This window comes from Ferrovibrio sp. GW821-FHT12B10 (assembly GCF_058807515.1).
Genome location: NZ_JBXAQT010000001.1, coordinates 3,297,972 through 3,321,435, shown reverse-complemented (window position 1 = coordinate 3,321,435; position 23,464 = coordinate 3,297,972). Strand labels below are relative to the sequence as shown.

At 64.5% G+C, this 23,464-nt stretch carries 23 protein-coding genes; 20 read left to right on the top strand and 3 right to left on the bottom strand.

Features of this window, described 5'->3' with window-relative positions; translation table 11 throughout:
- Nucleotides 1-14: 14 nt before the first annotated feature.
- Complete coding sequence (locus AC1RRT_RS16555) at nt 15-818, top strand: ZIP family metal transporter (RefSeq protein WP_493014911.1); 804 nt, start codon at nt 15-17, stop codon at nt 816-818.
- Nucleotides 819-966: 148 nt separating this feature from the next.
- Complete coding sequence (locus AC1RRT_RS16550; protein ID WP_493014910.1) at nt 967-3,207, top strand: methyl-accepting chemotaxis protein; 2,241 nt, start codon at nt 967-969, stop codon at nt 3,205-3,207.
- Here the strand turns inward: AC1RRT_RS16550 and AC1RRT_RS16545 are convergent.
- Nucleotides 3,194-4,162 (bottom strand): DMT family transporter, encoded by a 969-nt coding sequence (locus AC1RRT_RS16545; protein ID WP_493014909.1) that lies wholly within the window; start codon nt 4,160-4,162, stop codon nt 3,194-3,196. The genes AC1RRT_RS16550 and AC1RRT_RS16545 overlap by 14 nt on opposite strands.
- 165 nt (nt 4,163-4,327) lie before the next feature.
- On the opposite strand from AC1RRT_RS16545, the gene alr reads away from it, so the two are divergent.
- The 11 genes from alr (at nt 4,328) to AC1RRT_RS16490 (ending at nt 14,744) form a co-directional block, all read left to right on the top strand.
- The gene (gene alr / locus AC1RRT_RS16540) at nt 4,328-5,470 is read left to right on the top strand and encodes an alanine racemase (RefSeq protein WP_493014908.1); all 1,143 of its coding nucleotides are present in this window, start codon (nt 4,328-4,330) and stop codon (nt 5,468-5,470) included.
- Nucleotides 5,467-6,243, top strand: coding sequence for an MlaE family ABC transporter permease (locus AC1RRT_RS16535; protein WP_493014907.1), 777 nt, complete (start codon nt 5,467-5,469; stop codon nt 6,241-6,243). Before alr ends, AC1RRT_RS16535 begins: the two co-directional genes overlap by 4 nt.
- A complete protein-coding gene (locus tag AC1RRT_RS16530; RefSeq protein ID WP_493014906.1) occupies nt 6,240-7,016 on the top strand; it encodes an ABC transporter ATP-binding protein in 777 nt (258 codons plus the stop codon). Before AC1RRT_RS16535 ends, AC1RRT_RS16530 begins: the two co-directional genes overlap by 4 nt.
- Nucleotides 7,017-8,471, top strand: a complete 1,455-nt coding sequence (radA, locus tag AC1RRT_RS16525) for a DNA repair protein RadA (protein ID WP_493014905.1) — start codon at nt 7,017-7,019, stop codon at nt 8,469-8,471.
- A 2-nt stretch (nt 8,472-8,473) separates the two neighbouring features.
- Entirely contained in the window at nt 8,474-9,127 is a 654-nt protein-coding gene (locus AC1RRT_RS16520) for a CvpA family protein (RefSeq protein WP_493014904.1), read from the top strand.
- A gap of 58 nt (nt 9,128-9,185) precedes the next feature.
- Entirely contained in the window at nt 9,186-10,643 is a 1,458-nt protein-coding gene (gene purF, locus AC1RRT_RS16515; protein ID WP_493014903.1) for an amidophosphoribosyltransferase, read from the top strand.
- 34 nt (nt 10,644-10,677) lie between these two features.
- A complete protein-coding gene (locus tag AC1RRT_RS16510) occupies nt 10,678-11,397 on the top strand; it encodes an SDR family NAD(P)-dependent oxidoreductase (protein ID WP_493014902.1) in 720 nt (239 codons plus the stop codon).
- Between the two features lie 3 nt (nt 11,398-11,400).
- Nucleotides 11,401-12,153, top strand: a complete 753-nt coding sequence (locus AC1RRT_RS16505) for a hypothetical protein (protein WP_493014901.1) — start codon at nt 11,401-11,403, stop codon at nt 12,151-12,153.
- A gap of 7 nt (nt 12,154-12,160) precedes the next feature.
- Nucleotides 12,161-13,048: a DMT family transporter gene (locus tag AC1RRT_RS16500; RefSeq protein WP_493014900.1), complete on the top strand. Its 888-nt coding sequence runs from the start codon at nt 12,161-12,163 to the stop codon at nt 13,046-13,048.
- A gap of 89 nt (nt 13,049-13,137) precedes the next feature.
- On the top strand, nt 13,138-13,446 hold the full coding sequence (locus AC1RRT_RS16495; RefSeq protein ID WP_493014899.1) for a c-type cytochrome: 309 nt from the start codon (nt 13,138-13,140) through the stop codon (nt 13,444-13,446).
- An 11-nt stretch (nt 13,447-13,457) separates the two neighbouring features.
- Complete coding sequence (locus AC1RRT_RS16490) at nt 13,458-14,744, top strand: FCSD flavin-binding domain-containing protein (RefSeq protein ID WP_493014898.1); 1,287 nt, start codon at nt 13,458-13,460, stop codon at nt 14,742-14,744.
- Nucleotides 14,745-14,920: 176 nt separating this feature from the next.
- Here the strand turns inward: AC1RRT_RS16490 and AC1RRT_RS16485 are convergent, their stop codons facing one another.
- Complete coding sequence (locus AC1RRT_RS16485; protein WP_493014897.1) at nt 14,921-15,484, bottom strand: hypothetical protein; 564 nt, start codon at nt 15,482-15,484, stop codon at nt 14,921-14,923.
- A complete protein-coding gene (locus tag AC1RRT_RS16480) occupies nt 15,477-16,031 on the bottom strand; it encodes a hypothetical protein (protein WP_493014896.1) in 555 nt (184 codons plus the stop codon). The genes AC1RRT_RS16485 and AC1RRT_RS16480 overlap by 8 nt, the downstream gene beginning before the upstream one ends.
- 219 nt (nt 16,032-16,250) lie before the next feature.
- Here AC1RRT_RS16480 and hemN point away from each other — a divergent pair, with 219 nt between their 5' ends.
- The 7 genes from hemN to AC1RRT_RS16445 all read left to right on the top strand — a co-directional run bounded on the left by hemN (nt 16,251) and on the right by AC1RRT_RS16445 (nt 23,430).
- The gene (hemN, locus tag AC1RRT_RS16475; RefSeq protein WP_493014895.1) at nt 16,251-17,636 is read left to right on the top strand and encodes an oxygen-independent coproporphyrinogen III oxidase; all 1,386 of its coding nucleotides are present in this window, start codon (nt 16,251-16,253) and stop codon (nt 17,634-17,636) included.
- Nucleotides 17,637-17,714: 78 nt separating this feature from the next.
- Nucleotides 17,715-18,806, top strand: coding sequence for an alkene reductase (locus tag AC1RRT_RS16470; RefSeq protein WP_493014894.1), 1,092 nt, complete (start codon nt 17,715-17,717; stop codon nt 18,804-18,806).
- Nucleotides 18,807-18,902: 96 nt separating this feature from the next.
- Nucleotides 18,903-19,976, top strand: a complete 1,074-nt coding sequence (locus tag AC1RRT_RS16465; RefSeq protein WP_493014893.1) for a type III polyketide synthase — start codon at nt 18,903-18,905, stop codon at nt 19,974-19,976.
- Nucleotides 19,973-20,491, top strand: coding sequence for an isoprenylcysteine carboxyl methyltransferase family protein (locus AC1RRT_RS16460; RefSeq protein ID WP_493014892.1), 519 nt, complete (start codon nt 19,973-19,975; stop codon nt 20,489-20,491). Before AC1RRT_RS16465 ends, AC1RRT_RS16460 begins: the two co-directional genes overlap by 4 nt.
- Before the next feature lie 201 nt (nt 20,492-20,692).
- Nucleotides 20,693-22,012: an MFS family transporter gene (locus tag AC1RRT_RS16455; protein WP_493014891.1), complete on the top strand. Its 1,320-nt coding sequence runs from the start codon at nt 20,693-20,695 to the stop codon at nt 22,010-22,012.
- 86 nt (nt 22,013-22,098) lie between these two features.
- Nucleotides 22,099-22,926 (top strand): helix-turn-helix domain-containing protein, encoded by an 828-nt coding sequence (locus AC1RRT_RS16450; RefSeq protein ID WP_493014890.1) that lies wholly within the window; start codon nt 22,099-22,101, stop codon nt 22,924-22,926.
- A 36-nt stretch (nt 22,927-22,962) separates the two neighbouring features.
- Entirely contained in the window at nt 22,963-23,430 is a 468-nt protein-coding gene (locus AC1RRT_RS16445) for a nuclear transport factor 2 family protein (RefSeq protein WP_493014889.1), read from the top strand.
- Nucleotides 23,431-23,464: the final 34 nt, after the last annotated feature.

Below are 23,464 nucleotides of genomic sequence, written 5' to 3'. Positions count from 1 at the left end.
GCTACATCTGATGCATGGACCTCGCGCTTCCCCCTCCCGACCTCTCACCCTTCATGCTGGGCGTGCTGGCCAGTGTCGTGGCGGGTTTCGGCGCGACCACCGTGGGCGCTCTGCCGGTCTTTGTGCTGCGCGTACTGAAGGACAGCACCCAGAACCTGATGCTGGCTTTTGCCGCCGGCGTGATGCTCGCCGCCACCTTCTTCTCCCTGCTGGTGCCCGCGCTGGAACAGGCCGGCCAGTCGATGAAGCCCAGCCCGGCGGCGCTCAGCGTCATTCTCGCACTGCTGATCGGTGCGATCACCATGCATGTTGCCCACCGCTTCGCCCCGCACGAGCATTTCGGCCCCAAGGGTCGCGAAAATGCCGACGCCTCGCGGCTCTCGCGCGTCTGGCTGTTTGTCATCGCCATCGCGTTGCATAATTTTCCCGAAGGCCTGGCCGTCGGCATCGGTGCCGCCAGCGGCGATCCCACCAGCGGACTGGGCGTCACGCTGGGCATCGGCCTGCAAAATCTGCCAGAAGGCCTGGCCGTGGCCATTGCACTGCGCGGCGAAGGCTATACGCGCGAACGATCCTTCCTGATCGCGGCGCTGACAGGGCTGCTGGAACCGCTGGGCGGCATTGTCGGCGCCGGCGCACTGACCTTGACGGCCGGACTGCTGCCCTGGGCGCTCGCCTTTGCCGCCGGTGCGATGCTGTTCATCATCTCGTCGGAAGTCATCCCCGAAACCCACCGTCATGGTGTCGAACGTGGGGCCACCACGGCGCTGTTCGGCGGCTTCGTGGTCATGCTCTATCTCGACGTCGCGCTCGGATAAGCATACAGCCCCCCATGCTTCCTGCCGGTTGCGCATAAGGCCGGTTCCCAAGTCCCGGCCGGACGGGCTAGAATACCGATCGTTGCAATACAAATGATAACGCGCGCACCCGTCCACCATGGGCAGAGGTGCGTCATCGGGAGGCAACATGGCGACGCAGAGCGCACAAAGCTTGAGTCTGAACAATCTAAGCATTGGCGGCCGGATCAACCTTGGCTTCGGCCTGGTGATCGTGATGCTGCTGGTGGTCGCCGGCGCCGGCATCATGGGCGTCAACAACGCGCGCTCGCTGTTCAACGAATTCGATATCACCTCCGGTGCCACCCGCGCGGTGCTGCGGGCCGAACGCGACATCATCGATCTCAGCCGCAATGTGCTGCTCTATATGGATCGTGACAGCACCAAGGGGCTGGAAGATGCGCGCAGCCTGATCAAATCGATCCCGCAGACCCTGCACGAAGCCGATGCGGATGCCGACGCCAACGAAAAGCGCGCCATGGCCGAGATCAACGACCTGACGCAGAAATACGGCGCCGTGTTGGAAGCCGCGGTCGCTGCGCGTGCCGAATATAATGGGATTTTCCAGAAAGATGTCGTTCCCGCCAGCACGGTGATCCGCCAGATCCTGCCGCAGACCATGGGCCAGGCCGTCGACGTCAAGGATTATGAGACCGCCTACCTGTCGGCGCGTGTGCAGGAAGTGCTCAACGCCATCGGCGCCGCCGCCTACCAGTATCTCTACCGCCCGCGCCCCGATCTGCTGGAGCGCACCAAGCAACTCACCGCCGAACTCAACACGGTCAGCAATACGCTGGCCGAGCGGCTGATCGACAAGCGGCAGATGTCGGCCGGCGAGGAACTGAAGGAAGCCACCGCCGCCTATGCCGAAGGCCTGCTCAAGGTGATGGCCATCATCGGCCGCATCGGCAGCGAGCTGAACGGTGCGATGCAGCAGAATGCTTCAGGCTCGCTGGAGCGGGTCGAAAAGCTGGCCGACAGCCGCAGTGCCGAACTGGACAGCGACGGGAACGCCATGCATGCCAGTCTGCGGGCTACACTGATCTTCATCGCGATCCTGGCGCCGATCGCACTGGTGGTGGCGCTGGCCTTCGCCGTGCTGATCGGCCGCTCGATCCGCGCCCCCATCCTCGGCCTGACCGAGACCATGGGTGCACTGGCCCAGGGCGACTACAGCGCCACAGTGGATGGCCTGGAGCGACAGGACGAGCTGGGCCGCATGGCTCAGGCCGTGCAGGTCTTCAAGAAGAACGGTGAGGAAAACGAGCGTCTGCGCGGGCAGGTCGAGGCTGAACGCCAGCAGCGCGACCGCGACCGTGCCGAGCAGGAAGCCGAACTCGACCGTTCGGTCGGCATGGTGGTGCAGGCCGCCGTCAACGGCAACCTGTCCAAACGCATCGACACCGCCAGCCTGCAAGGCGTGATGCGCAAGCTGGGCGATGGCATCAACAACCTGGTCTCCAGCGTCAACACCGCAATCGAAGAAGTTGGTCAGGTGCTGGCCGGCATGGCTGGCGGCGATCTGACCAGGCGCGTGAGCGGCCAGTATTATGGCGTGTTCGGCGAGCTGAAAGACAACACCAATGCCACCAGCGAGAAGCTGGCAGGCACGGTGCGCGGCATCGCCGAGTCTGCCAAGGCGGTGAGCGAAGCGAGTTCGGAAATCTCGACCGGCAGCCAGGATCTGGCACAGCGCACGGAAAGCCAGGCCGCGTCGATTGAAGAGACTGCAGCCTCGATGCATGAAATCACCGCAACGGTGAAACAGAATGCAGACAATGCCGAAGCCGCCAATCAGCTGGCGGTCTCGGCCCGCGATGCCGCCGACAAGGGCGGCAAGGTGATGCAGGATGTGGTCGGTGCCATGACCGGCATCGAGGGCAGCGCGCAGAAGATCGTCGAGATCGTCAGCCTGATAGATGAGATCGCCTTCCAGACCAACCTGCTGGCATTGAATGCCTCGGTCGAAGCAGCGCGCGCCGGCGAGGCCGGCAAGGGCTTTGCCGTGGTGGCGCAGGAGGTGCGCGCGCTGGCCGGACGCTCGGCCAATGCATCCAAGGACATCAAATCCCTGATCTCGGAATCGAATACGCAGGTGAAGACCGGTGCGACGCTGGTCAACCAGGCCGGCACGGCGCTGGGCGACATCGTCACCTCGGTGAAGAAGGTGTCCGACATCGTGGCCGAGATCGCCTCGGCGTCACGCGAGCAGGCCACCGGGCTGGACCAGATCAACACGGCGGTTGCCAGCATGGACGAGATGACCCAGCGCAACGGCGCCCTGGTGGAAGAGACCTCAGCCTCGGCCCAGGCGCTATCCGGTCAGGCGCGCGAACTCACCGCGCTCGTCGGCTTCTTCAAGGTGACGTGACGGGCGGCGCGCGCTTGCCCCGCCATTCCGCCAGCAGGATGCCGCCGAGCACCAGCACCAGCGCGATGACGTGATACAGCGCCATTTCCTCGCCCAGAATCAGCACGGCGAGGCTGGCGCCAAAGATCGGCATCAGGTTGGTGAACAGCCCTGACCGCCCCGGCCCGATCAGCTCCACCGCGCGGATGAAGAAAATCTGCGACAGCAGCGACGGGAAGATCGCCACATAGATCAGCAGCATCCAGCCCTTCCAGGTCGGCCAGAAGAATTCGCCGGCCGCGATCTCCACGCCCAGCAGCACAACGGAAGACAGCAGCGCCGCCGGCGTGAGGGCTGCAAAGAAGACCAGACTGGGCACCAGGGGACGGTTGCGCAGCAGCACGGAGTAGACTGCATAGAATACCGTGGCGGTGAGGATCAGCAGATCGCCCTGGTTGAGCCGCAGGTCGAGCAGATGGGTCAGGTCGCCCTTGACGCCGGTCAGGATCACGCCGGCCATCGAGACTGCCATGCCGAGCCACTGCAGCGCGCGCACAGGCTGGCCGAAGATCACCAGCGCGAAAATGAAAATCAGCGCCGGCATCGCGCCGTTGATGATGTTGATATTGATCGCCGTGGTGCTGTGCGCCGACCAGTAGAGCAGCGTGTTGTAGGCAGTGTAGCCCATGGTGCCCATCAGGGCGAGATAGCCGATGCGGGGCTTCAGCATCGGCCAGTATTCGCGCAGGCCCTGGCGGCGCAGGCTGAGCATGAGGCCGGCCACGATGCTCCAGCGCAGGCAGGTGAGCGTGGCGGGCGATATCTCGGGGACCGCCAGGCGGCTGACCACGGAATGGCCGCCCCACATCATCATGGTGAGGACCAGCAGCAGATAGGCATTCGAGAACAGGCGCGCGCCGAGGCCGGCCCAGAAGCCGGAGGGGCGGGATTCAGCATCGGGAGACGGGGCAGACATCGGGACCTCAGGACTACTCAAGCGGCGCAATCAGTCTTGTCGTGACGGCCCTCTTCCGTGACCAGTCCCCCGTTGCAGGCACTCTGCCCGGCCCGGCCGGTCAAGACAAGCAAGGGCGTCGATTTAAGCCTGTCCCTTTACGCGCGGCTGGGCTAAACACCGGCCATGACCATGCCCCCGGGTGACCAGGCGATTCTCACCATCGATCTCGACGCGCTGGTCGCCAACTGGCGCCGGCTCGGCGGTCTGGCGCGGCAGGCGCAATGTGCCGCCGTGGTGAAGGCCGATGCCTATGGCCTGGGCGCCGGCGTGGTTGGGCCCGCGCTGTATCGCGCCGGCTGCCGCCGCTTTTTCGTCGCCCATTCGGAGGAAGCGCTGAAGCTCTCCGCTGTGCTGCCCGACGATGCGACCATCCATATCCTGCACGGGCCGGGGGCCGGAATCGAACGCGATCTGGCCCAGGCCGGTCTCAGCCCGGTGCTCTCCACCCCGCAGCAGATCGCCGCCTGGCGCGACACGGCCAAGGCGCTCGGTCGCCGCCTGCCCGCCGCGCTTCATATCGACACCGGCATGAACCGGCTGGGCCTGACCGACGCGGAAGCCGATGCGGTCGCCGCCGATCCGGGCACCCATCTGGCCGGCCTCGCGCTGGATTTCGTGATGAGCCATCTGGCCTGTGCGGATGAGCCTGATCATCCGCTGAATGCCCGGCAGGCCGACCGTTTCGCCGCCTGGCGCCAGCGCTTTCCCAACCTGAAGGGCAGCCTGGCCAATTCGGCCGGCATCTTCCTCGGCGCGCCATGGCATCACGATATTCTCAGACCGGGAATCGCCCTCTATGGGGCCAACCCTCTGGACCCCTCGGCCGGGCCCCGGCGCCAGGCCACGCGGATGGCGGAAGTGGTTCATCTGCAAGGGAAAATCCTGCAGGTCCGTTCCGTTGACAGCAAGGGGACCGTTGGCTACGGTGCCGGCTATATCGTTGAAAAACCGAGCCGAATTGCCACCGTGGCGGTCGGCTATGCCGATGGGTTCTCGCGCGCTTTGTCCGGTCGGGGCAGCGCCGTCATAAAGGGTCGCCAAGGCCATGTTCGAGTACCTATCGCGGGGCGGGTCTCCATGGATCTGATCACGCTCGACGTCTCCGCGCTGCCGGAGGACGACTGCCGCCCCGGCACGCCGGTCAGCCTGATCGGCGGCGGCATCGACATCGACGAGCAGGCCATCACCGGCAGCACCATTGCGTACGAACTGCTGACGCAACTCGGCCATCGCTATCATCGAATCTATACTGGCGGCGCACGATGAACCCGCTTGCCATCGTTGGCCGTGTCTTCCTCGACTTCCTCGGCGCCATCGGTCGCGTCGCGCTCTTCACCTTCGAAGGCGTGCGCCACATCTTCCTGCCGCCCTTCTACCTGCGCCTGCTGATCAAGCAGATGATGACCATCGGCTACTTCTCACTGCCGGTCGTCGGTCTGACCGCGCTGTTCACCGGTATGGTGCTGGCGCTGCAGATTTTCATCGGCGCCGGCCGCTTCAATGCCGAAAGCGCGGTGGCCAGCATTGTCGTGCTGGGCATCACCCGCGAACTGGGCCCCGTGCTGGGCGGCCTGATGGTCGCCGGTCGCGTGGCATCCGCCATGGCCGCGGAAATCGGAACCATGCGCGTGACCGAGCAGATCGACGCGCTCACCACGCTGTCGACCAACCCGTTCAAGTATCTGGTGGCGCCGCGCCTGCTGGCCGCCACGTTGTCGCTGCCGGTTCTGGTGGGCGTGGCCGATATCATCGGCGTGATGGGCGGCTACCTGATCGCCACCCACAAGCTGGGCTTCAACGCCGGCACCTATATGAAGAACACCATCGACTTCCTGCAGACTCTGGACGTCGTGTCGGGTCTGGTGAAGGCGGCAGTGTTCGGCTTCGTCATCGCGCTGATGGGCTGCTACCACGGTTTCCAATCCAAGGGCGGCGCCCAGGGCGTGGGTAAGGCGACCACCGATGCGGTGGTTTCGGCCTCGATCCTGATCCTGGTTTCCAACTATTTCGTCACCGAACTCTTCTTTGCCGGCAAATGAGCGACCAACCCAAAATCGCCCTGCGCAACGTCTACAAGAAGTTCGGCCGTAAGGTCGTGCTGGACGGCCTGTCGCTTGAAGTGCCGCGCGGCAAGTCGCTGGTGGTGATCGGCGGTTCGGGCACCGGCAAGTCGGTGATGCTGAAATGCGTACTGGGCCTGATCCGGCCCGACAGCGGGGAAATCCTGATCGACGGCCAGGATTCGATGAAGTTCAACGCATCGGAACGCGAAGAATCCCTGCGCAAGTTCGGCATGCTGTTCCAGGGTTCGGCGCTGTTCGACAGCCTGAAGGTCTGGGAAAACGTCGCTTTTGGCCTGATCCAGGGCCGCCGCATGGACCGCGACAAGGCCAAGGAGATCGCGCTCGACAAAATGGGGCAGGTCGGCCTCGGGCCAGAGGTTGGCGAACTGTCGCCGTCCGAACTCTCGGGCGGCATGCAGAAGCGCGTGGCGCTGGCCCGCGCCATCGCCGCCGAACCCGAGATCATCTTCTTCGACGAGCCGACCACAGGCCTCGATCCGATCATGGCCGATGTGATCAACGATCTGATCAAGTCCTGCGTGCAGAAGCTGGGCGCCACCACGCTGAGCATCACCCATGACATGGCCAGCGCGCGCAAGATCGCCGACTATGTGGCGATGATCTACAAGGGCAAGATCATCTGGCATGGCCCCGCTGCAGACGTCGATCATTCCGGCAACGAATATGTCGATCAGTTCATTCATGGTCGGGCGGAAGGCCCGATCAAGATGGAAGTGCTGAAGCCCTAAATGGCCAAGGTTGTCGACTCCTTCGTCTGCCAGTCCTGCGGCGCTGTCTACCGCAAATGGCAGGGCCGCTGCGACGCCTGCGAAGAGTGGAACACGATCGTCCAGGAAGCCCCGAAAGTCGCGGTCCCCAAGGGCCTGTCGGCCGGCAAAGGCAAGGCGATCGACTTCGCTTCCTTAAGCGCACAGCCCGACAAGGTGACGCGCACCGTCAGTGGCATCAATGAATTCGACCGCGTGCTGGGCGGCGGTCTGGTGCCGGGCTCGGCCATCCTGATCGGCGGCGATCCCGGCATCGGCAAGTCCACCATTCTTTTGCAGGCGGTTGCGCAACTGGCGCGCAACGGCACGACGGCCCTGTATGTGTCGGGCGAAGAAGCCGTGGCGCAGATCGGCCTGCGCGCGCAGCGTCTGGGGCTTGCCGACGCGCCGGTGCTGCTCTCCTCGGCAAACAGCTTGCGCGACATTCTCGCCGGCATCGATGCGGCGATGGCGCAGGCCAAGGGCAAACCGCTGGTGATCGTGATTGACTCGATCCAGACCATCTTCGCCGACAACATTGAAAGCGCCCCAGGCACCGTGAATCAGGTGCGTGCCTGCGCCCATGAGCTGATCCGCGTCGCCAAGCAGTCGAATGCCTCGGTCTTCCTCGTCGGCCATGTCACCAAGGACGGCCAGATCGCCGGCCCGCGCGTGGTCGAGCATATGGTCGACACCGTGCTGTATTTCGAAGGCGAGCGCGGCCACCAGTTCCGCATCCTGCGCGCCGTGAAGAACCGCTTCGGCGCCACCGACGAGATCGGCGTGTTCAGCATGACCGATGCCGGGCTGGCGGAAGTCGCCAACCCCTCGGCCCTCTTCCTCGGCCGCTCGGAGGCCGGCAAGGGCGATCCGGTCGCCGGCTCGGCCATCTTCGCCGGCATGGAAGGCACGCGGCCGTTATTGGTGGAAATCCAGGCCCTGGTGGCGCCCTCGCCGCTTGCGACACCGCGCCGCACCGTCGTCGGCTGGGATTCCGGCCGCCTGTCGATGGTGCTGGCGGTGCTGGATGCAAGATGTGGCTTGCGCTACTCGGGCTGCGACGTCTATCTCAACGTCGCCGGCGGCCTGAGAGTCGTCGAACCGGCCGCCGACCTGGCCGTGGCCGCCGCCCTGCTTTCAGCGCTGGCCGACAGCCCGGCGCCGGAACGCACGGTCTTCTTCGGCGAGGTCAGCTTGGCCGGCGAGGTCCGGCCGGTCAGCCAGTCCGAGTCGCGGCTGAAAGAAGCGGCCAAGCTGGGTTTCGAGCATGCGGTGATGCCCGCAGGCGGGAAAACGAAGGTCAAGGCTATCGGGACGAGCGAACTGATGCGCCTGAACGAACTGGTCGAACTCTTCCCAGGTGCCCGCGCCGCCGCCAAGCGCGCCAATGCCGGCCGTGGCGGTGACCGTTCCAACTGGACCGGTGAGGAGGACTGAGCATGTCGTCCCTGCCGATCAATCTCGCCGACCTGATCGTCATCGCGGTTCTGCTGCTGTCGGCCCTGCTGGCGCTGTTCCGCGGCTTCGTGAAGGAAGTACTCTCGATTCTCGGCTGGGTGGCTGCCGTGGCAGCGACTTATTTCTTCTTCCCCATTGCCAATGAATTCGCGTCTACCTATATCGAAACACGAATTTTCGCGATGATTACCGCCGGATTGGCGATCTTTATTCCCACGCTGATCCTCTGTTCCCTGCTCACCCACTGGATCTCGGAGCAGGTCCGTGCCTCGGCAGTGTCCGCCGTGGACCGCAGTCTGGGCTTCCTGTTCGGCCTGGCGCGCGGCGCTTTGATCGTGGTGGTGGCCTGGTGGGCCGTCGACCGGCTGATGCCGGAGCAGACTCGGCCGGCCTGGCTGAAGGACGCCAAAACCCACGATTTGGCCAAACAGGGCTACGAATGGGGTGCCGAACTGGTGCTGCGCCAGCTCGATCCCAGCCGGGCTCCGAAAAAAGGTCCGGTCGGGCCCGTTTCAACCCCGATTCCGACCCACACAACACCGGGCAGCGGCGCTGACTCGCGCGGCCAAACCGGCTATAAGACCGAGGAACGCCAGGGCATCGAAAGTCTGATCCAGAAGCAGGACAAGCCTTGAGCCGCCCAGTGAGTCACCGGGGGCAGGGCTGGCCTGTCGGGCGATGGAGCCGTTAAGTATGCAAACGAACCCCTTCGATGACGACAAGCTGCATGAAGAGTGCGGCATTTTCGGCATTTACGGCACGCCTGACGCCGCCGCCAACACGGTGCTCGGACTGCATGCCCTGCAGCATCGCGGCCAGGAGGCAGCGGGCATCGTCACCTTCAACGAAGGCCGCTTCAACAGCCATCGCGCGCTCGGCCATGTGGCGCCGAACTTCTCCTCGGAGAAAGTGATCCGCGAACTGCCGGGCGACAGCGCCATCGGCCATGTGCGCTACTCCACCTCGGGCGGCACGCTGCTGCGCAACGTGCAGCCGATCTATGCCGACCTGGAGCTGGGCGGCATCGCGCTCGCCCATAACGGCAACCTGACCAACGCCCGCCATATCCGCGACGACCTGGTGGCCAAGGGCAGTATCTTCCAGTCCACCATGGATACGGAAGTGATCACCCATCTGGTGGCGCTCAGCCGCAAGAGCGCCGTGGTGGACCGCATCGTCGATGCGCTGAAGCAGGTCGAGGGCGCCTATGCGCTGGTCTGCCTCACGCCGAAGAAGCTGATCGGCGTGCGCGACCCCTGGGGCGTGCGCCCGCTGGTGCTGGGCAACCTGAAGGGCGCGCCGATCCTGGCGTCTGAAACCTGCGCCCTCGACATCATGGGCGCCGACTTCGTGCGCGACGTGGAACCGGGCGAGCTGATCGTGATCGATGCCGAGGGCATCCACAGCTATCACCCCTTCCCCAATGTGAAGCGCCGCTTCTGCATCTTTGAATATATTTATTTCGCCCGTCCGGACTCGCAGGTCGAAGGCCTGAGCGTCTACGAGACCCGCAAGCGCATCGGCGCCGAACTCGCCCGCGAGAACCATGTGGATGCCGATGTGGTGATCCCGGTGCCCGATTCCGGCGTGCCAGCCGCCATCGGCTATGCCGCCGAGAGCGGCATCCCGTTCGAGCTGGGCATCATCCGCAATCATTACGTCGGCCGCACGTTCATCGAGCCGACCGACCAGATCCGCCATCTGGGCGTGAAGTTGAAGCACAATGCCAACCGCGCCTATATCCAGGGCAAGCGCGTCATCCTGGTGGATGACTCGATCGTGCGCGGCACCACCTCGACCAAGATCGTCGAGATGGTGCGCGATGCCGGCGCCAAGGAAGTGCATATGCGCATCGCATCGCCGCCGACCACGCATAGCTGCTTCTACGGCGTCGATACACCGGAACGCAGCAAGCTGTTGGCCGCAACGCATACGATTGAAGAGATGACCAAGTTCATCAAGGCCGATAGCCTGGCCTTCCTGAACATGGATGGCCTCTATCGCGCCATGGGCCGCCCGGTGCGCGATGCCGCCAATCCGGCCTTCTGCGACGCCTGCTTCTCCGGCGATTATCCGATCGGCCTGACCGACGAGATCAACCGCACCGTTCGCAGCCCGCGCCAGCTCACCCTGCTGGCCGAAACCGGCTAGTTCATCCAAGCCTTAAGATAAGAAGAGACCTGTTATGCGTCTGAAGGACCGCATCGCGCTGATCACCGGCGCCAGCCGCGGCATCGGTGCCGCCATCGCCAAGCGTTATGCAGCCGAAGGCGCGCATGTCATCTGCGTCGCCCGCACTTCGGGCGCGCTGGAAGAGCTGGACGACGAGATCAAGGCCGCCGGCGGCACCGCCACGCTGGTGCCGCTCGACCTGGAAAAGACCGAAATGATCGACGGCCTGGCCGCGCCGCTGCTCGAGCGCTTCGGCCGCCTCGACATCCTGGTCGGCAATGCTGGCATCTTCGGCCGCATGACGCCGATGCACCAGTATCCGCCGAACCTGTGGGAACAGGTGTTCAGGCTGAACGTGCATGCCAACCAGCGCCTGCTGCGCGCCGTGCATCCGCTGCTGTTCGCTTCGCCCGCCGGCCGTGCGATTTTCGTCACCTCCAGCGTGGCCCGCGACATCCGCGGCTACTGGGGCGCCTATGCCGCCTCCAAGGCCGCGCTCGACAATCTGGTGCTGACCTATTCGAAGGAAGTGCTGGAGAGCAACATCAAGGTGAACCTGGTCAACCCGGGCGGCACGCAGTCGAAAATGCGCGCCGAAGCCTTCCCCGGCGAAGACCCGAAGACCCTGCCCAAGCCGGAAGACATCATGGAAGTCTTCGTGGCGCTGGCCGAAGCCAAGAGCCGTCAGCACGGCGAATGGATTTCCGCCCGCGATTTCTGCGGCATCAAGTAAGCGATGCCGATCGACCGCCATGCCGATGCGATTGCCAGCCTGCTGGCGGCGCGGCGCGGCGGCCCGCTGCTGTCGCCGGGCTATGAACTGGACCATCTGGACGAGGTTTATGCCATCCAGTCCGGCGTCATGGCCGCGCTGGGTGCAGCCGTCGGTGGCTGGAAGGTTGGCCGCGCCGGTGCCGACCAACCCCTGATCTGCGCCCCGATCCGCGCCGACCTGATCCGTCCCGCCCCCGATACACGCCAGCCCGCGGAAACGCGGCTGCGCGGCCTGGAACTCGAGATCGCCTTCCGCATCGACGGACCGCTGCCCGCAACGGACACACCCGATTTCATGACGCGGCTTGCCGCTGTCGTGACACCGATGCCGGCCTTCGAGGTGGTCGACACGCGCCTGCGCGATCCGCAGGCCACAAGCGCACACTGGAGGCTCGCCGATTTCCAGCTCAATGCCGGGCTGATTTATGGCACACCGCTGACCGGATCATGGGCGCCAGAGGATTTCGCGCAGCCGACCGTGCGGCTGACCGCCGACGGCGCGGATGTGGTCAGCGGCCCAGCCACGCTGAATACCGGCACGCCGTTTGGCATGCTGGCCGATCTGGTGCGCGAATGCGGCCATTGCGGCGGCGTGCAGCCGGGGCAGATCGTCACCACCGGGTCCTTCACCGGCCTGCGCTTCTTCCCTGCCGGCACGACACTCACCGGCGTGATTACCGGCATGGCGCCGATCAGCATGACCTTTGCGGCCTAACGAAACCATGAAACTTGCAAAGGCACCCTCCACCGGCATGGCGCTGGTGGCCTTCGGCGCCATCGGCTTCGGCCTGATGCCACTGTTCGCCCGCGCCGCCTATGCCGACGGCCTGCCGCCGCTGTCGCTGCTGAGCTGGCGTTTCGGCATCGCCTTCCTCTGCCTTCTGCCCTTCCTGCCGCGCATGCTGGCCGCAGGACGCGCCATGCTGATCGCGACGGTGGCCGGCGCCGGCTACATGAGCACGATGTTCTTTTACTTCCTGGCGCTGCAGCACCTGACTGTGGCGCTGACCGTGCTGATCCTCTTCACCTATCCGCTGTTCACCATCCTGCTGGGGTGGCTGTTCTTCCGCGAGCGGCTGACCTGGCCCACGGCCAGCGCCGCAGGCCTGGTGCTGGTGGCGGCGATCCTGATCCTTGCGCCGGCCGGTCTCGACGGGAACCAGAACCTGATGGCTGTCGGCATGGCTTTCATCCCGCCGTTCGCCTACGCCGTCTTCATGCATGTGGCGGCCAGACCGCTCAGCACGATGGCCATTCCGGTGCGGCTAGGCGGCGTGTTTCTCGGCGGCCTGCTGGCCATGCTGGCGCTCGGCCTGATCATGGACGGGCGCATCGCGATGCCGGGTTCAACCGCCGGCTGGGGCGCGACCGTCAGCCTCGCCATCGTCAGCACCGTGGGCGCGCTTGGCCTGCTGCTCTACGGTGCGCCAATGGCTGGAGCCGAGCGCACGGCGATCGCCGGGGCCAGCGAACTGGTGACCGCGCTGGTGGTCGGCGCGCTGGCGTTTGGCGAAGTGCTGGAGCCCACCATGCTGGCCGGCGCCGCGCTGATCGTCGGCGCCATCCTGCTCGCCGCCCGCGCGGAACGGCCCGCAGATGAAGAACACTAAAATTTGTATAATCTGCCGATACCCAATTTAATTTGATCAACCGGCAAAGCCAGGCCTAGTCTCCTCCCGCAGGTTCAAGGAGGAAGACCATGCGTGCCCCCATCATGCTTCTGGCTGCAGCCGTAATGCTGCTGGCCACACCGGCGCTGGCGCAGCAGCGCATCGCCACTCTCGATGATACGGCGCTCGCCGCGCAGGCCTGCAACGTCTGCCATGGCAACGCCTCCTACATCTCTCCCACCATGCCGCCGATCCGCGGCGCGGATGCCGGCACGCTGTATACGGCACTGACCGAGCTGAAGGCCGACAAGCGGCCCTCCACCATCATGGGGCGCATCGCGCGCGGCTATTCTGATGAGCAGCTCAAGGCGCTCGCCGATTACCTGTCGAAGAACTGAGGGAGATGACCATGACCATGAGCAAGCTCTCTCGCCGCGACATCCTGTCTGGCATCGCATCAGGCGCCGCCGTCCTCGGCCTGCCCCATATCGCCAATGCGCAGAACGCAGCCGGCCGTGTCGTCGTGATCGGCGGCGGCTTCGGCGGCGCCACCGCCGCACGCTACATCAAGCTGTTTTCGCCCGACACCGATGTCGTGCTGGTCGAACGCGATGCCAGCTACATCACCTGCCCCTTCTCGAATTACGTGCTGGGCGGCATCCGTGATCTCAATAGCATCACCCATCGGCGCGATCCGTTGCGCCAACGTTATGGCGTGCGGTTGGTGCGTGGCGAAGCCACCAGTGTCGACACCAACGCGCGCAGCGTGAAGCTCAAAGACGGCGCCAGCCTGCCCTATGACCGGCTGGTGGTCGCGCCGGGTATCGAACTGAATTACGGCGGCGTTGCCGGCTACAGCGAGCAGGCCGCCAACAGCGTGATGCCGCATGCCTGGAAGGCCGGGCCGCAAACCCTGTTGCTGCGCAAGCAACTGGAGGCGATGCCCGATGGCGGCACCGTGATCGTCGCGCCGCCGGCCAATCCCTTCCGCTGCCCGCCCGGTCCCTATGAACGCGTCAGCATGATCGCCTGGTATCTGAAGACGACCAAGCCGAAGTCGAAGATTCTGGTTCTGGATGCGAAGGACGCCTTCTCCAAGCAGGGCCTGTTCATGGCCGGATGGGAAAGCGAATATCCCGGCATGGTGACCTGGGTCGCCGGCAAGGATGGCGGTAAGGTCGAAAGCGTCGATCCGAAAGCGATGACGGTGACGACAGGCTTCGGTACCGAGAAAGCCGCTGTCATCAATGTGATCCCACCGCAGACCGCCGGCCGCATCGCGCTCGATGCCGGCCTTGCGGAAGCCAATGGCTGGTGCGCCATCGATCCCGCCAATTTCGCCTCGCGCAAGACAGCGAATGTCTATGTGCTGGGCGATGCCTCGATTGCCGGCGCGATGCCGAAATCCGGCACTGCGGCCAACAGCCAGGCAAAAGTGGTGGCTGCCAATGTGGTGGCAAGCTTGCGCGGCACCACGCCACCGGCGACGGTGTTCCACAACACCTGCTACAGTCTGGTGACGCCGGATTACGGCATCTCGGTCACCGGCACCTATCGCCCCGGCCCGCAGGGCGTGACAGAGGTGGCCAATTCGGGCGGCGTGTCGCCGGCTCGCGCCGATGCCGCGGTGCGCCGCGCGGAAGCCGACTATACGCGCGGCTGGTATGCCGGAATCATCGCCGATACGTTCGGTTGAGTGCCGGCGGCCTCAGCAACCGCGGCAAAGAAACCCAAAAGAAAACCCCGGAGTCACGAGGACTCCGGGGTCTCAGTTTGGAACAACGAGGGTCATCCCTCGACGCTGACGGGATTGTTATTCCACAGCCGCGTCCAGGCTCGCTGTGATCACCATCACAGGGGCGCTAGGCGTGATCAGCTCGCCTCCGCGAAGATGGTCTCGCCATGCCGTTTCACAAAAGTGACCCGGAAACCATCGGCTTCGGGCAGATGCCGCTCGAGCTGGCGCTTGGCTGCCGTCTGGGTTGCAGCCTGCACCAGATAGAGGCGGCCGTTCAGCCACTGGCGCGCCGGATGATCCGGGCTGCTTTCCTTCTGTGCCTCCCCTTCATGCAGCACCAGGAACTCCCACACGGTGCCGCCGGGATCGAAATTCTCGGTCGGCGTGACGCTGTAGACAAAGGGCAAGGGTTCAACCGCCTGCCGCTGCTTCACCGATGCGAGATCGCGCTCGGCCTCGGTCAGCTTGCGCTCGGTCTCGCCGACCTTCTGGATCGCCTCCGAGGTGCGGATGCTGGCCGTCTCGGTGATATCCTGCAGATGATCAAGCTGGGTCTGGGTCTGGCGCGCACGGCTGGCGATGTCGTTCCAGGCATCGCGGGCGCGTTCCAGCGCCAGATGGCCGACCAGCAGGATCAGGGCAAGGTTCGCGCCCAGAACCAGCGCATAGACCAGCGTCATCAGGTCGAGATTAAACATCGGACTTCTTCAGCCGCCCCTTGAAGCGCTGGATGCCCAGCACCGAAGCATCCTTGCTGAACCGCTGACGGCAGAGCTGCTGCGCGGTTTCGCCATCCACGCCCCAGATCACCAGCCGGCCGGTGCGATAGCCCTCGCTGTTGGTCGGCTGCGTGCCCAGGCCGCGGAACATCTCATGCGCCCGGTGCAACAGCAGCTTCACAAACCAGCCGGTGCTGCCGGCCAGCGGCTTGCCGATCTCGAACACCGTGTTGTTGTGTGGATCCTGCAGCGCAGCTTCGGCATAGCGCAGGCTCTGCAATTCGCGCGCGATGCCGAGATATTTCCCTTCGACCGCCTGCAGCGCCCGGGTCTGCTCGTCCAGCCGTGCCGCCTGCTCCTGGTAGCCGCGGCGCGCCGTTTCGATCTGAGCATTCAGGCGATCAAGATCAAAGCGCTTCATCGCCATGTTGCGCGCCAGCGCCGCCAACGCATCGCCGCCGATGCCCACAGCCAACAGCAGGATCATTCCGGGGATGGTGACGATGGCGATATCGGTCAGGGACACAGCGAAGCTCGGCAGGAACGACTCGAGGTTATTTTACCCCTCTGTTCTAGTAGCAGTTGCTTTCTACCCAGCCCTTAAAATAATTCTGATCAATTCTCACTTTAATTGTGTTCTGATATTCTTCAATAATTACAATTGCTTGTTATGTATTTAGCCTGAAACACCCCGCCCTTGCGCCAGGTCAATTCTCCCGCCTGCGGGTCGTGATGAACTGTGGCCATGACCGAATATGCGATTCTCCCGTCGAGGATGCCGGCAGCCGAGCTGGCCAGCCAGTTTGGCCCGGTGCCGCGCTACACCTCCTATCCCACCGCACCGCATTTCCAGCCGGCCGGGAACGACGGCCTCTGGCGGGAATGGCTGGCGGCGCTGCCCGAGGGCAGTGCCTATGCCCTCTATGTGCACGTGCCCTTCTGCCGCGAGATGTGCTGGTACTGCGGCTGCCATACCCAGGTGCTGAAAGGCGATCAGGCCCTGGACCGCTTTCTGGTGCCGCTGCTGGCCGAGATTGACCAGACGCTGGCCCTGCTGCCCGCCCGGCCACGCCTGAGCGCCCTGCATTTCGGCGGCGGCACGCCAAGCATCCTGGGCAGCAGCGGGCTGCAACGGATAGCCGAACGGCTGTATCGCCATTTCACCGTATTGCCGGATGCAGAAATCGCCATCGAGCTTGATCCGCGCCGGTTCGATGCAGACCTGTTGCCCGGCCTGCGCGCCCTCGGCATCAACCGCGCCAGCCTGGGCGTCCAGAGCCTGGACGAACGCGTGCAGTCGGCGATCAACCGCCACCAGCCGCTCGACATGGTCGCCCGCACAGCCGACGCCCTGCGCGCGGCCGGCATCGGGTCCATCAATCTCGACCTGATCTATGGCCTGCCATTCCAGACCGTGGATAACGTCGTCGACACGGTGCAGCGCAGCCTGACGCTGCAGCCGGACCGCATCGCCCTGTTCGGCTATGCGCATGTCCCATGGATGAAACCGCACCAGGCCCGCATCGATACCGATGCACTGCCCGATACGGCGGCGCGTTTCGCCCAGGAGGCTGCCGCGGCCCAGGTGCTTGTCGACGCCGGCTATCGCCGGATCGGCCTCGACCATTTCGCGCGGCCGCAGGACCAGCTTGCGCAGCAGGCCGCAACCGGACGGCTGCATCGCAATTTCCAGGGCTATACCACCGAGGCTGGCGACATCCTGCTGGGTTTCGGTCCGTCCGCCATCAGCACGCTGCCGCAAGGTTATGCGCAGACCATTCCGTCCGTCGCAGCATGGCGCGAGGCTGTGCAGGCATCGGCGCTGCCGATCGCACGCATGCGTGCCGTGACGGCGGAAGATCGCCTGCGCCGCGCCGTGATCGAACAGCTGATGTGCCATATGAAGGTCAACCTGGCCATCCTGGCTCTGCAGCACGGCATGACGCCTGCCGTGTTCGACGCAGACCTGCAGCGGTTGGCGGTGCTGCAGGCTCATGGCGCGGTCGAACGCCGGGGCTACTGCCTGCACATCCCCGAACCCGGCCGGCCGCTGGTCCGACAGGTCTGCGCAGCCTTCGACCGGTATCTCCAGACCGGCGACGCCGCGACATCGCGTCACGCCGCCGCATAAAGTTGCCATAACCGCACTTGCCTTTTGCGGTTCCAGGCCCTTCTTATTGATACCTCCCCGACCTTCCCGGATCCTTCCATGACCTCCCTATTCGATCCCGTCCGCCTTGGCCCGCTCACCCTCGCCAACCGCATCGCCATGGCGCCATTGACGCGCAACCGCGCCACGCCCGGCAGCAACGTCCCCACCGCGCTCATGGCCGAATATTACGCCCAGCGCGCCGATGCCGGGCTGATCATCGCCGAGGCAACCCAAGTGGTGCCCGAGGGCCAGGGCTATCAGGACACGCCCGGCATCCACTCGGCCGAACAGATCGCCGGCTGGAAGCGCGTGACCGATGCCGTGCATGCCAAGGGTGGCCGCATCTTCCTGCAGCTCTGGCATGTCGGCCGCATCAGCCATGTGTCGCTGCAGCCCAATGGCCAGGCTCCGGTGGCGCCTTCGGCCATCCGCGCCAAAGGCAAGACCTTCGTCGGCGGCACCTTCACGGATGTTTCCGAGCCGCGCGCCCTGCGGCTGGATGAACTGCCCGGCATCATCGACGGCTATCGCAAGGGCGCCGCCAATGCCATCGCCGCCGGCTTCGACGGCGTCGAGCTGCATGGCGCCAATGGCTATCTGCTCGACCAGTTCCTGCGCAACGGCAGTAACCAGCGCACGGACATATACGGCGGCAGCATCGAGAACCGCGCCCGCCTGCTGCTGGAAGCCACGGCAGCCGTGGTGCAAGAGATCGGTGCTGAACGCACCGGCATCCGCATTTCGCCGGTGACGCCGGCCAACGATGCCAGCGACAGCGATCCGCAGCCGCTGTTCAACCATGTGGTCGAACAGCTCGACCGCCTCAATCTCGTCTACGTGCATGTGATCGAGGGTTCGACCGGCGCGGATCGCGATTTCGGCGCCGGCTTCGACTACGGCGCGCTGCGCAGCCGCTTCCGTAACACCTGGATCACCAATAACGGCTATACGCCGGAAATGGCCGAGGAGGCGATCGCCAATGGCCGCGCCGACATGGTGGCCTTCGGCCGGCCGTTCATCAGCAACCCCGATCTGGTCACGCGCCTGCGCCGCAAGGCGCCGCTCGCGCCGCTGAACCGTGCTACACTCTATGGCGGCGGCGCCGAGGGTTACACTGACTATCCGCCGCTGGATGTAGCTGCGGAGTAAACGCAACGGGCGTTCCGATCACCGAAGCTTGAGATGCCGGGCCGCTGCGCCCGGCTCCCTGCCCCGCTAGGGTGTGCAGCCAACCACGGAGGCGTCATGAGCGGCAGCGCGTATCGGCACCCCACTCCGCATCTGGTCTCGCTGGCCACCGCGGTGCCGGCCTTCGATCTGCCGCAGGATGAGGTGGCGCGCCGCGCCAGAGAACTCTTCGCCCCGAGCATGAGCGATTTCAGCCGGCTGACGCCGATCTATCGCAATGCCGAGATCGAGCATCGCCATTCCTGCGTACCGATCGACTGGTACACCGCGCCGCACGACTTCACCGAACGCAACACCCTGTTCCTGGAAAACGCCACGGCGCTGCTGACCGAGGCGGCACGCAACGCGCTGGATTCCGCCAGCCTGAACGCCACCGATATCGACATGGTGATCAGCATCAGCTCCACCGGCATCGCCACGCCGAGCCTGGAAGCAAGGCTGTGGCAACAGTTGGGCCTGCGCAGCGATGTACAGCGCCTGCCTGTCTTCGGCCTGGGCTGCGCCGGTGGCGTGCTCGGCCTGTCGCGCGCGGCCTCTATGGCCAAGGCGCAGCCGCAATCGCATATTCTGCTGCTGGCAGTCGAGCTGTGCGGCCTCACCTTCCGTTTCCAGGACCGCTCGAAAAGCAACATCGTCGCCACCGCGCTGTTCGGCGATGGCGCGGCGGCCACCGTGGTGAGCTGTCGTGAAGAATACGCCGGCAAGCCGGCACTGGGCGCGGCTGCCGAGCATATCTGGCCCGACAGCCTGGGCGTGATGGGCTGGGACGTGCTGGAAGACGGGCTGAAGGTGATTTTCTCCGGCAACATCCCGGATCTGGTGCGTAACGACCTGCGCCCCATCGTCGACCGTTTCTTCGCGGCGCAAGGCATCACGCCCGAACAGATCGCCGGCTACATCTGCCATCCCGGCGGCGCCAAGGTGCTGGATGCGCTGGAGGCCTGCTTCGACCTGCAGGCTGGCGGCATGCGCCATGCGCGTGACGTGCTGCGCCAGCATGGCAATATGTCGTCGGTCACCGTACTGTTCGTGCTGCAGGCCATGATGGAGTCCGGATCCCGCGGCCGCCATCTGATGACTTCGCTCGGTCCCGGCTTCACGGCCGCCTTGCAGATGATCGACCTGCCATGATGCAGGCGGTCGTCACGCCTCTCTACGTCATTGTGGCACTGGTTGCTCTGCAGCGCCTGGCCGAACTGGTTTGGGCCGCGCGCAACACGCGGCGTTTGTTGGCACGCGGCGCAATCGAGATCGGGCGGAAGCACTATCCGCTATTCGTGCTGCTGCATGGTTCGTGGCTTGCTGCCATCGCCGTCACTGTGCCGGGCGACACCACGCCATCCTGGCCCCTGATCGGCGTCTTTGCGGTGCTGCAGTTGCTGCGCATCTGGGTGGTGGCGACGCTCGGTCCCTACTGGACTACCCGCATCATCACGCTGCCCGAAGCGCCGCTGGTGCGCAGCGGGCCGTTCCGTTTCCTCAGGCATCCAAACTATGCCGTGGTGGTGGCCGAGATCGCCGTGCTACCGCTGGCCTTCGGGGCCTGGCAGATCGCGCTCATCTGGAGCATCGCCAATGTGCTGTTGCTGCGGCACCGGATTCGCGTCGAGGAAACCGCCCTGCAGCCACGCCGCAGCGCCGCATAAGCGTCCCGTAAAAACCCTGCTGAATCACGCATGCCATCCATGCAGGCGATGCATGGATACGGGCATGATTCTGTGATCCCCGACACCGATCCCTATATCCGCGCGAGCGCAGGCTGGCATTGCGGTTTTTCACGGCCTATGCCGCAACTTCGCATTTTCTGCGGCGTTGATACGCCTGCACGCCATCCCTACGGAGCCGTCATGACCACCATCGCCTTTGCCGACAAACCCGCCGCCGCCCATGATACGCGCCGCCGCGTCATGGCGATCGTCGCCGGCTCCTCGGGCAATCTGGTCGAGTGGTATGACTTCTACGTCTACTCCTTCTGCGCACTGTATTTCGCGCCAGCCTTCTTCCCCAAGGGCGATACCACCACACAGCTGCTGAACGCCGCCGGCGTCTTCGCCGCCGGCTTCCTGATGCGCCCGATCGGCGGCTGGTTCTTTGGCCGCTTCGCCGACCGCCAGGGCCGCCGCGCCGCCATGGTGCTGTCGGTGCTGATGATGTGCGGTGGCTCGCTGATCATCGCCGTGCTGCCGACCTATGACCATATCGGCGCATCGGCCGCCGTGCTGCTGGTGCTCGCGCGCCTGCTGCAAGGCTTGTCGGTCGGCGGCGAATACGGCACCAGCGCAACCTATATGAGCGAGGTCGCCGTGGCCAAGCATCGCGGCTTCTTCTCGTCCTTCCAGTATGTGACGCTGATCGGCGGTCAGCTGATGGCCGTTCTGGTGCTCGTCATCATGCAGCAGTTCCTAAGCCATGAAGAACTGATGGCCTGGGGCTGGCGCGTGCCATTCTTCCTCGGCGCGGTGCTGGCCATCGTGGCGCTGCTGCTGCGCCGCTCGCTGCCCGAAACCATCTCGGCCGAGAAGCGGCAGCAGAAGGAGGCCGGAACCATCGCGGGGCTGAAGAAGCACTACAAGGCATTCCTGCAGGTGCTGGGACTGACCGCGGGCGGTTCGCTCGCCTTCTACACCTATACGACCTACATGCAGAAATACCTAGTCAACACGGCGGGCATGAATGCCAAGACCGCCAGCCTGGTGATGACCTGCGTGCTGTTCGTCTACATGCTGCTGCAGCCGCTGTTCGGCACGCTGGCCGACCGCATCGGCCGCCGGCCGGCCTTGTTCGCCTTTGCCGGCCTCACCGCCATCGCCACCGTGCCGCTGCTCACCGCGATCGGCACCGTCACCAGCCCCTACGCGGCCTTCGGCTTGATCCTGACCGCGCTGGCGATCAACAGCTTCTACACATCGATCAGCGGCCTGGTGAAAGCCGAGCTTTTCCCCACTGAAGTGCGCGCGCTGGGCGTCGGCCTGTCCTATGCGATCGGCAATGCGGCTTTCGGCGGCTCGGCCGAATATGTCGCGTTGTGGTTCAAGCAGCAGGGCATGGAAGAGGTCTTCTATTACTATGTCAGTGGCATGGCTGTGCTGGCCCTGCTGGCCGTGTTCTGGATGCCCGACAGCCGCCACCACAACCATCTGGGCCATGACGACCATCCGGTCGAGTGAGTTAAGCCCCTCAAAAGTCAGGCTTTCCTGACGCTTACATCAGAGGTAATTGTTTAGCCTACCCGGGCGGGCCTAGCATGCGGGTCATGAATATCATGACTCCACCCTTCCAGGAGCTGCTGCGGCACTGGCGCTCGACCCGACGCCTGAGCCAGCTTGCGCTCGCCACCGAGGCTGGCATCTCGGCGCGCCATCTCTGTTTCCTCGAAACCGGCCGCTCGCTGCCAAGCCGCGAGATGGTGCGTCTGCTGGCCCAGGTGCTCGACATCCCCTTCGCCGAGCAGAATGCTCTGCTGATGGCCGCCGGCTATGCGCCGATCTACAGCGCGCGCAGCCTGGATGCACCTGAATTCACGCCGATCAACCGGGCGCTGACCGTGATGCTGGAACACCAAGAGCCCTATCCGGCCCTGGTGCTGGATGAGGGCTGGAACATCCGCATGCGCAATGCGGCCAGCACACGCATCTTCGGTGGCATGCGGGCGCGCTACTCCATGCCGGAGCCACTGCTGGCCAATGTCATGCATGTGCTTTGCCACCCCGGCGGCATGCGGCCGTTCATGCGCAACTGGGAAGACTTTGTCGGCGCCTTCATGCAGGTCCTGCATCGGGACGCAACGCAGGGGCTGAATCAGGCCGCCGCCAGCCTACGTGACAGCCTGATGCAGTATCCCGACATGCCGGCCTCTTTCCGCGCAGCGGACCCAGCCCGCCTCGACGCACCGATGCTGAGCATGGAACTGTCGATCGGCAGGCATGACCTGTCTTTCTTCGTGGCTCTGACCACCTTTGCGATGCCGCGCGATGTGACGCTGCAGCAGATCAAGATCGAGAGCTTCTTCCCGGCCGACGAGGCCACGGCTGCCATCGCGAAAGACCTGGCGGACGACCCCGAATTCCAGCTTCTGCCCTGACCAGACCAAACCTGGCGAGTAACAAGGAACGAAAAGATGGCTGACACTGCGCTGTCCGTCCTGCGGGACCTGAACGCGAAATTCATCAACAATTTCGTCATGAGTGACGTCGATGCACATGACGTGATCATTCACGACCGCTTCGTTTGCATCATGCCGAATGGCGAACGATTCTCCCGCAAGCAATACATGACGTATTGGGCCATCGCCTTCAATCCCAACACCATCCCCTACTACGATTACCGGGATGAGCGGATTTCCATTTTCGGCAATGTCGCCCTCGTCTGCTCCACCACCAAAGCGGTCAGAATCAAGGACGGCGTCGAGACCACGGGAATGACCTTCTACACCGATACCTACCTACGGGAGGATGGCATCTGGCAATGTATCCAGGCCCAGCTCACCGCCGTGCAGCCGGAGCATTATCCAGCCGACGACACCATCGTGAAGGTCTATATCCGGGGCAGGCTGCAGAAACAGCCCTGCCCCGTGGCAGCCGAATAACCGCCTCGAAACGGCCCCAAAAACTGGCATTGCC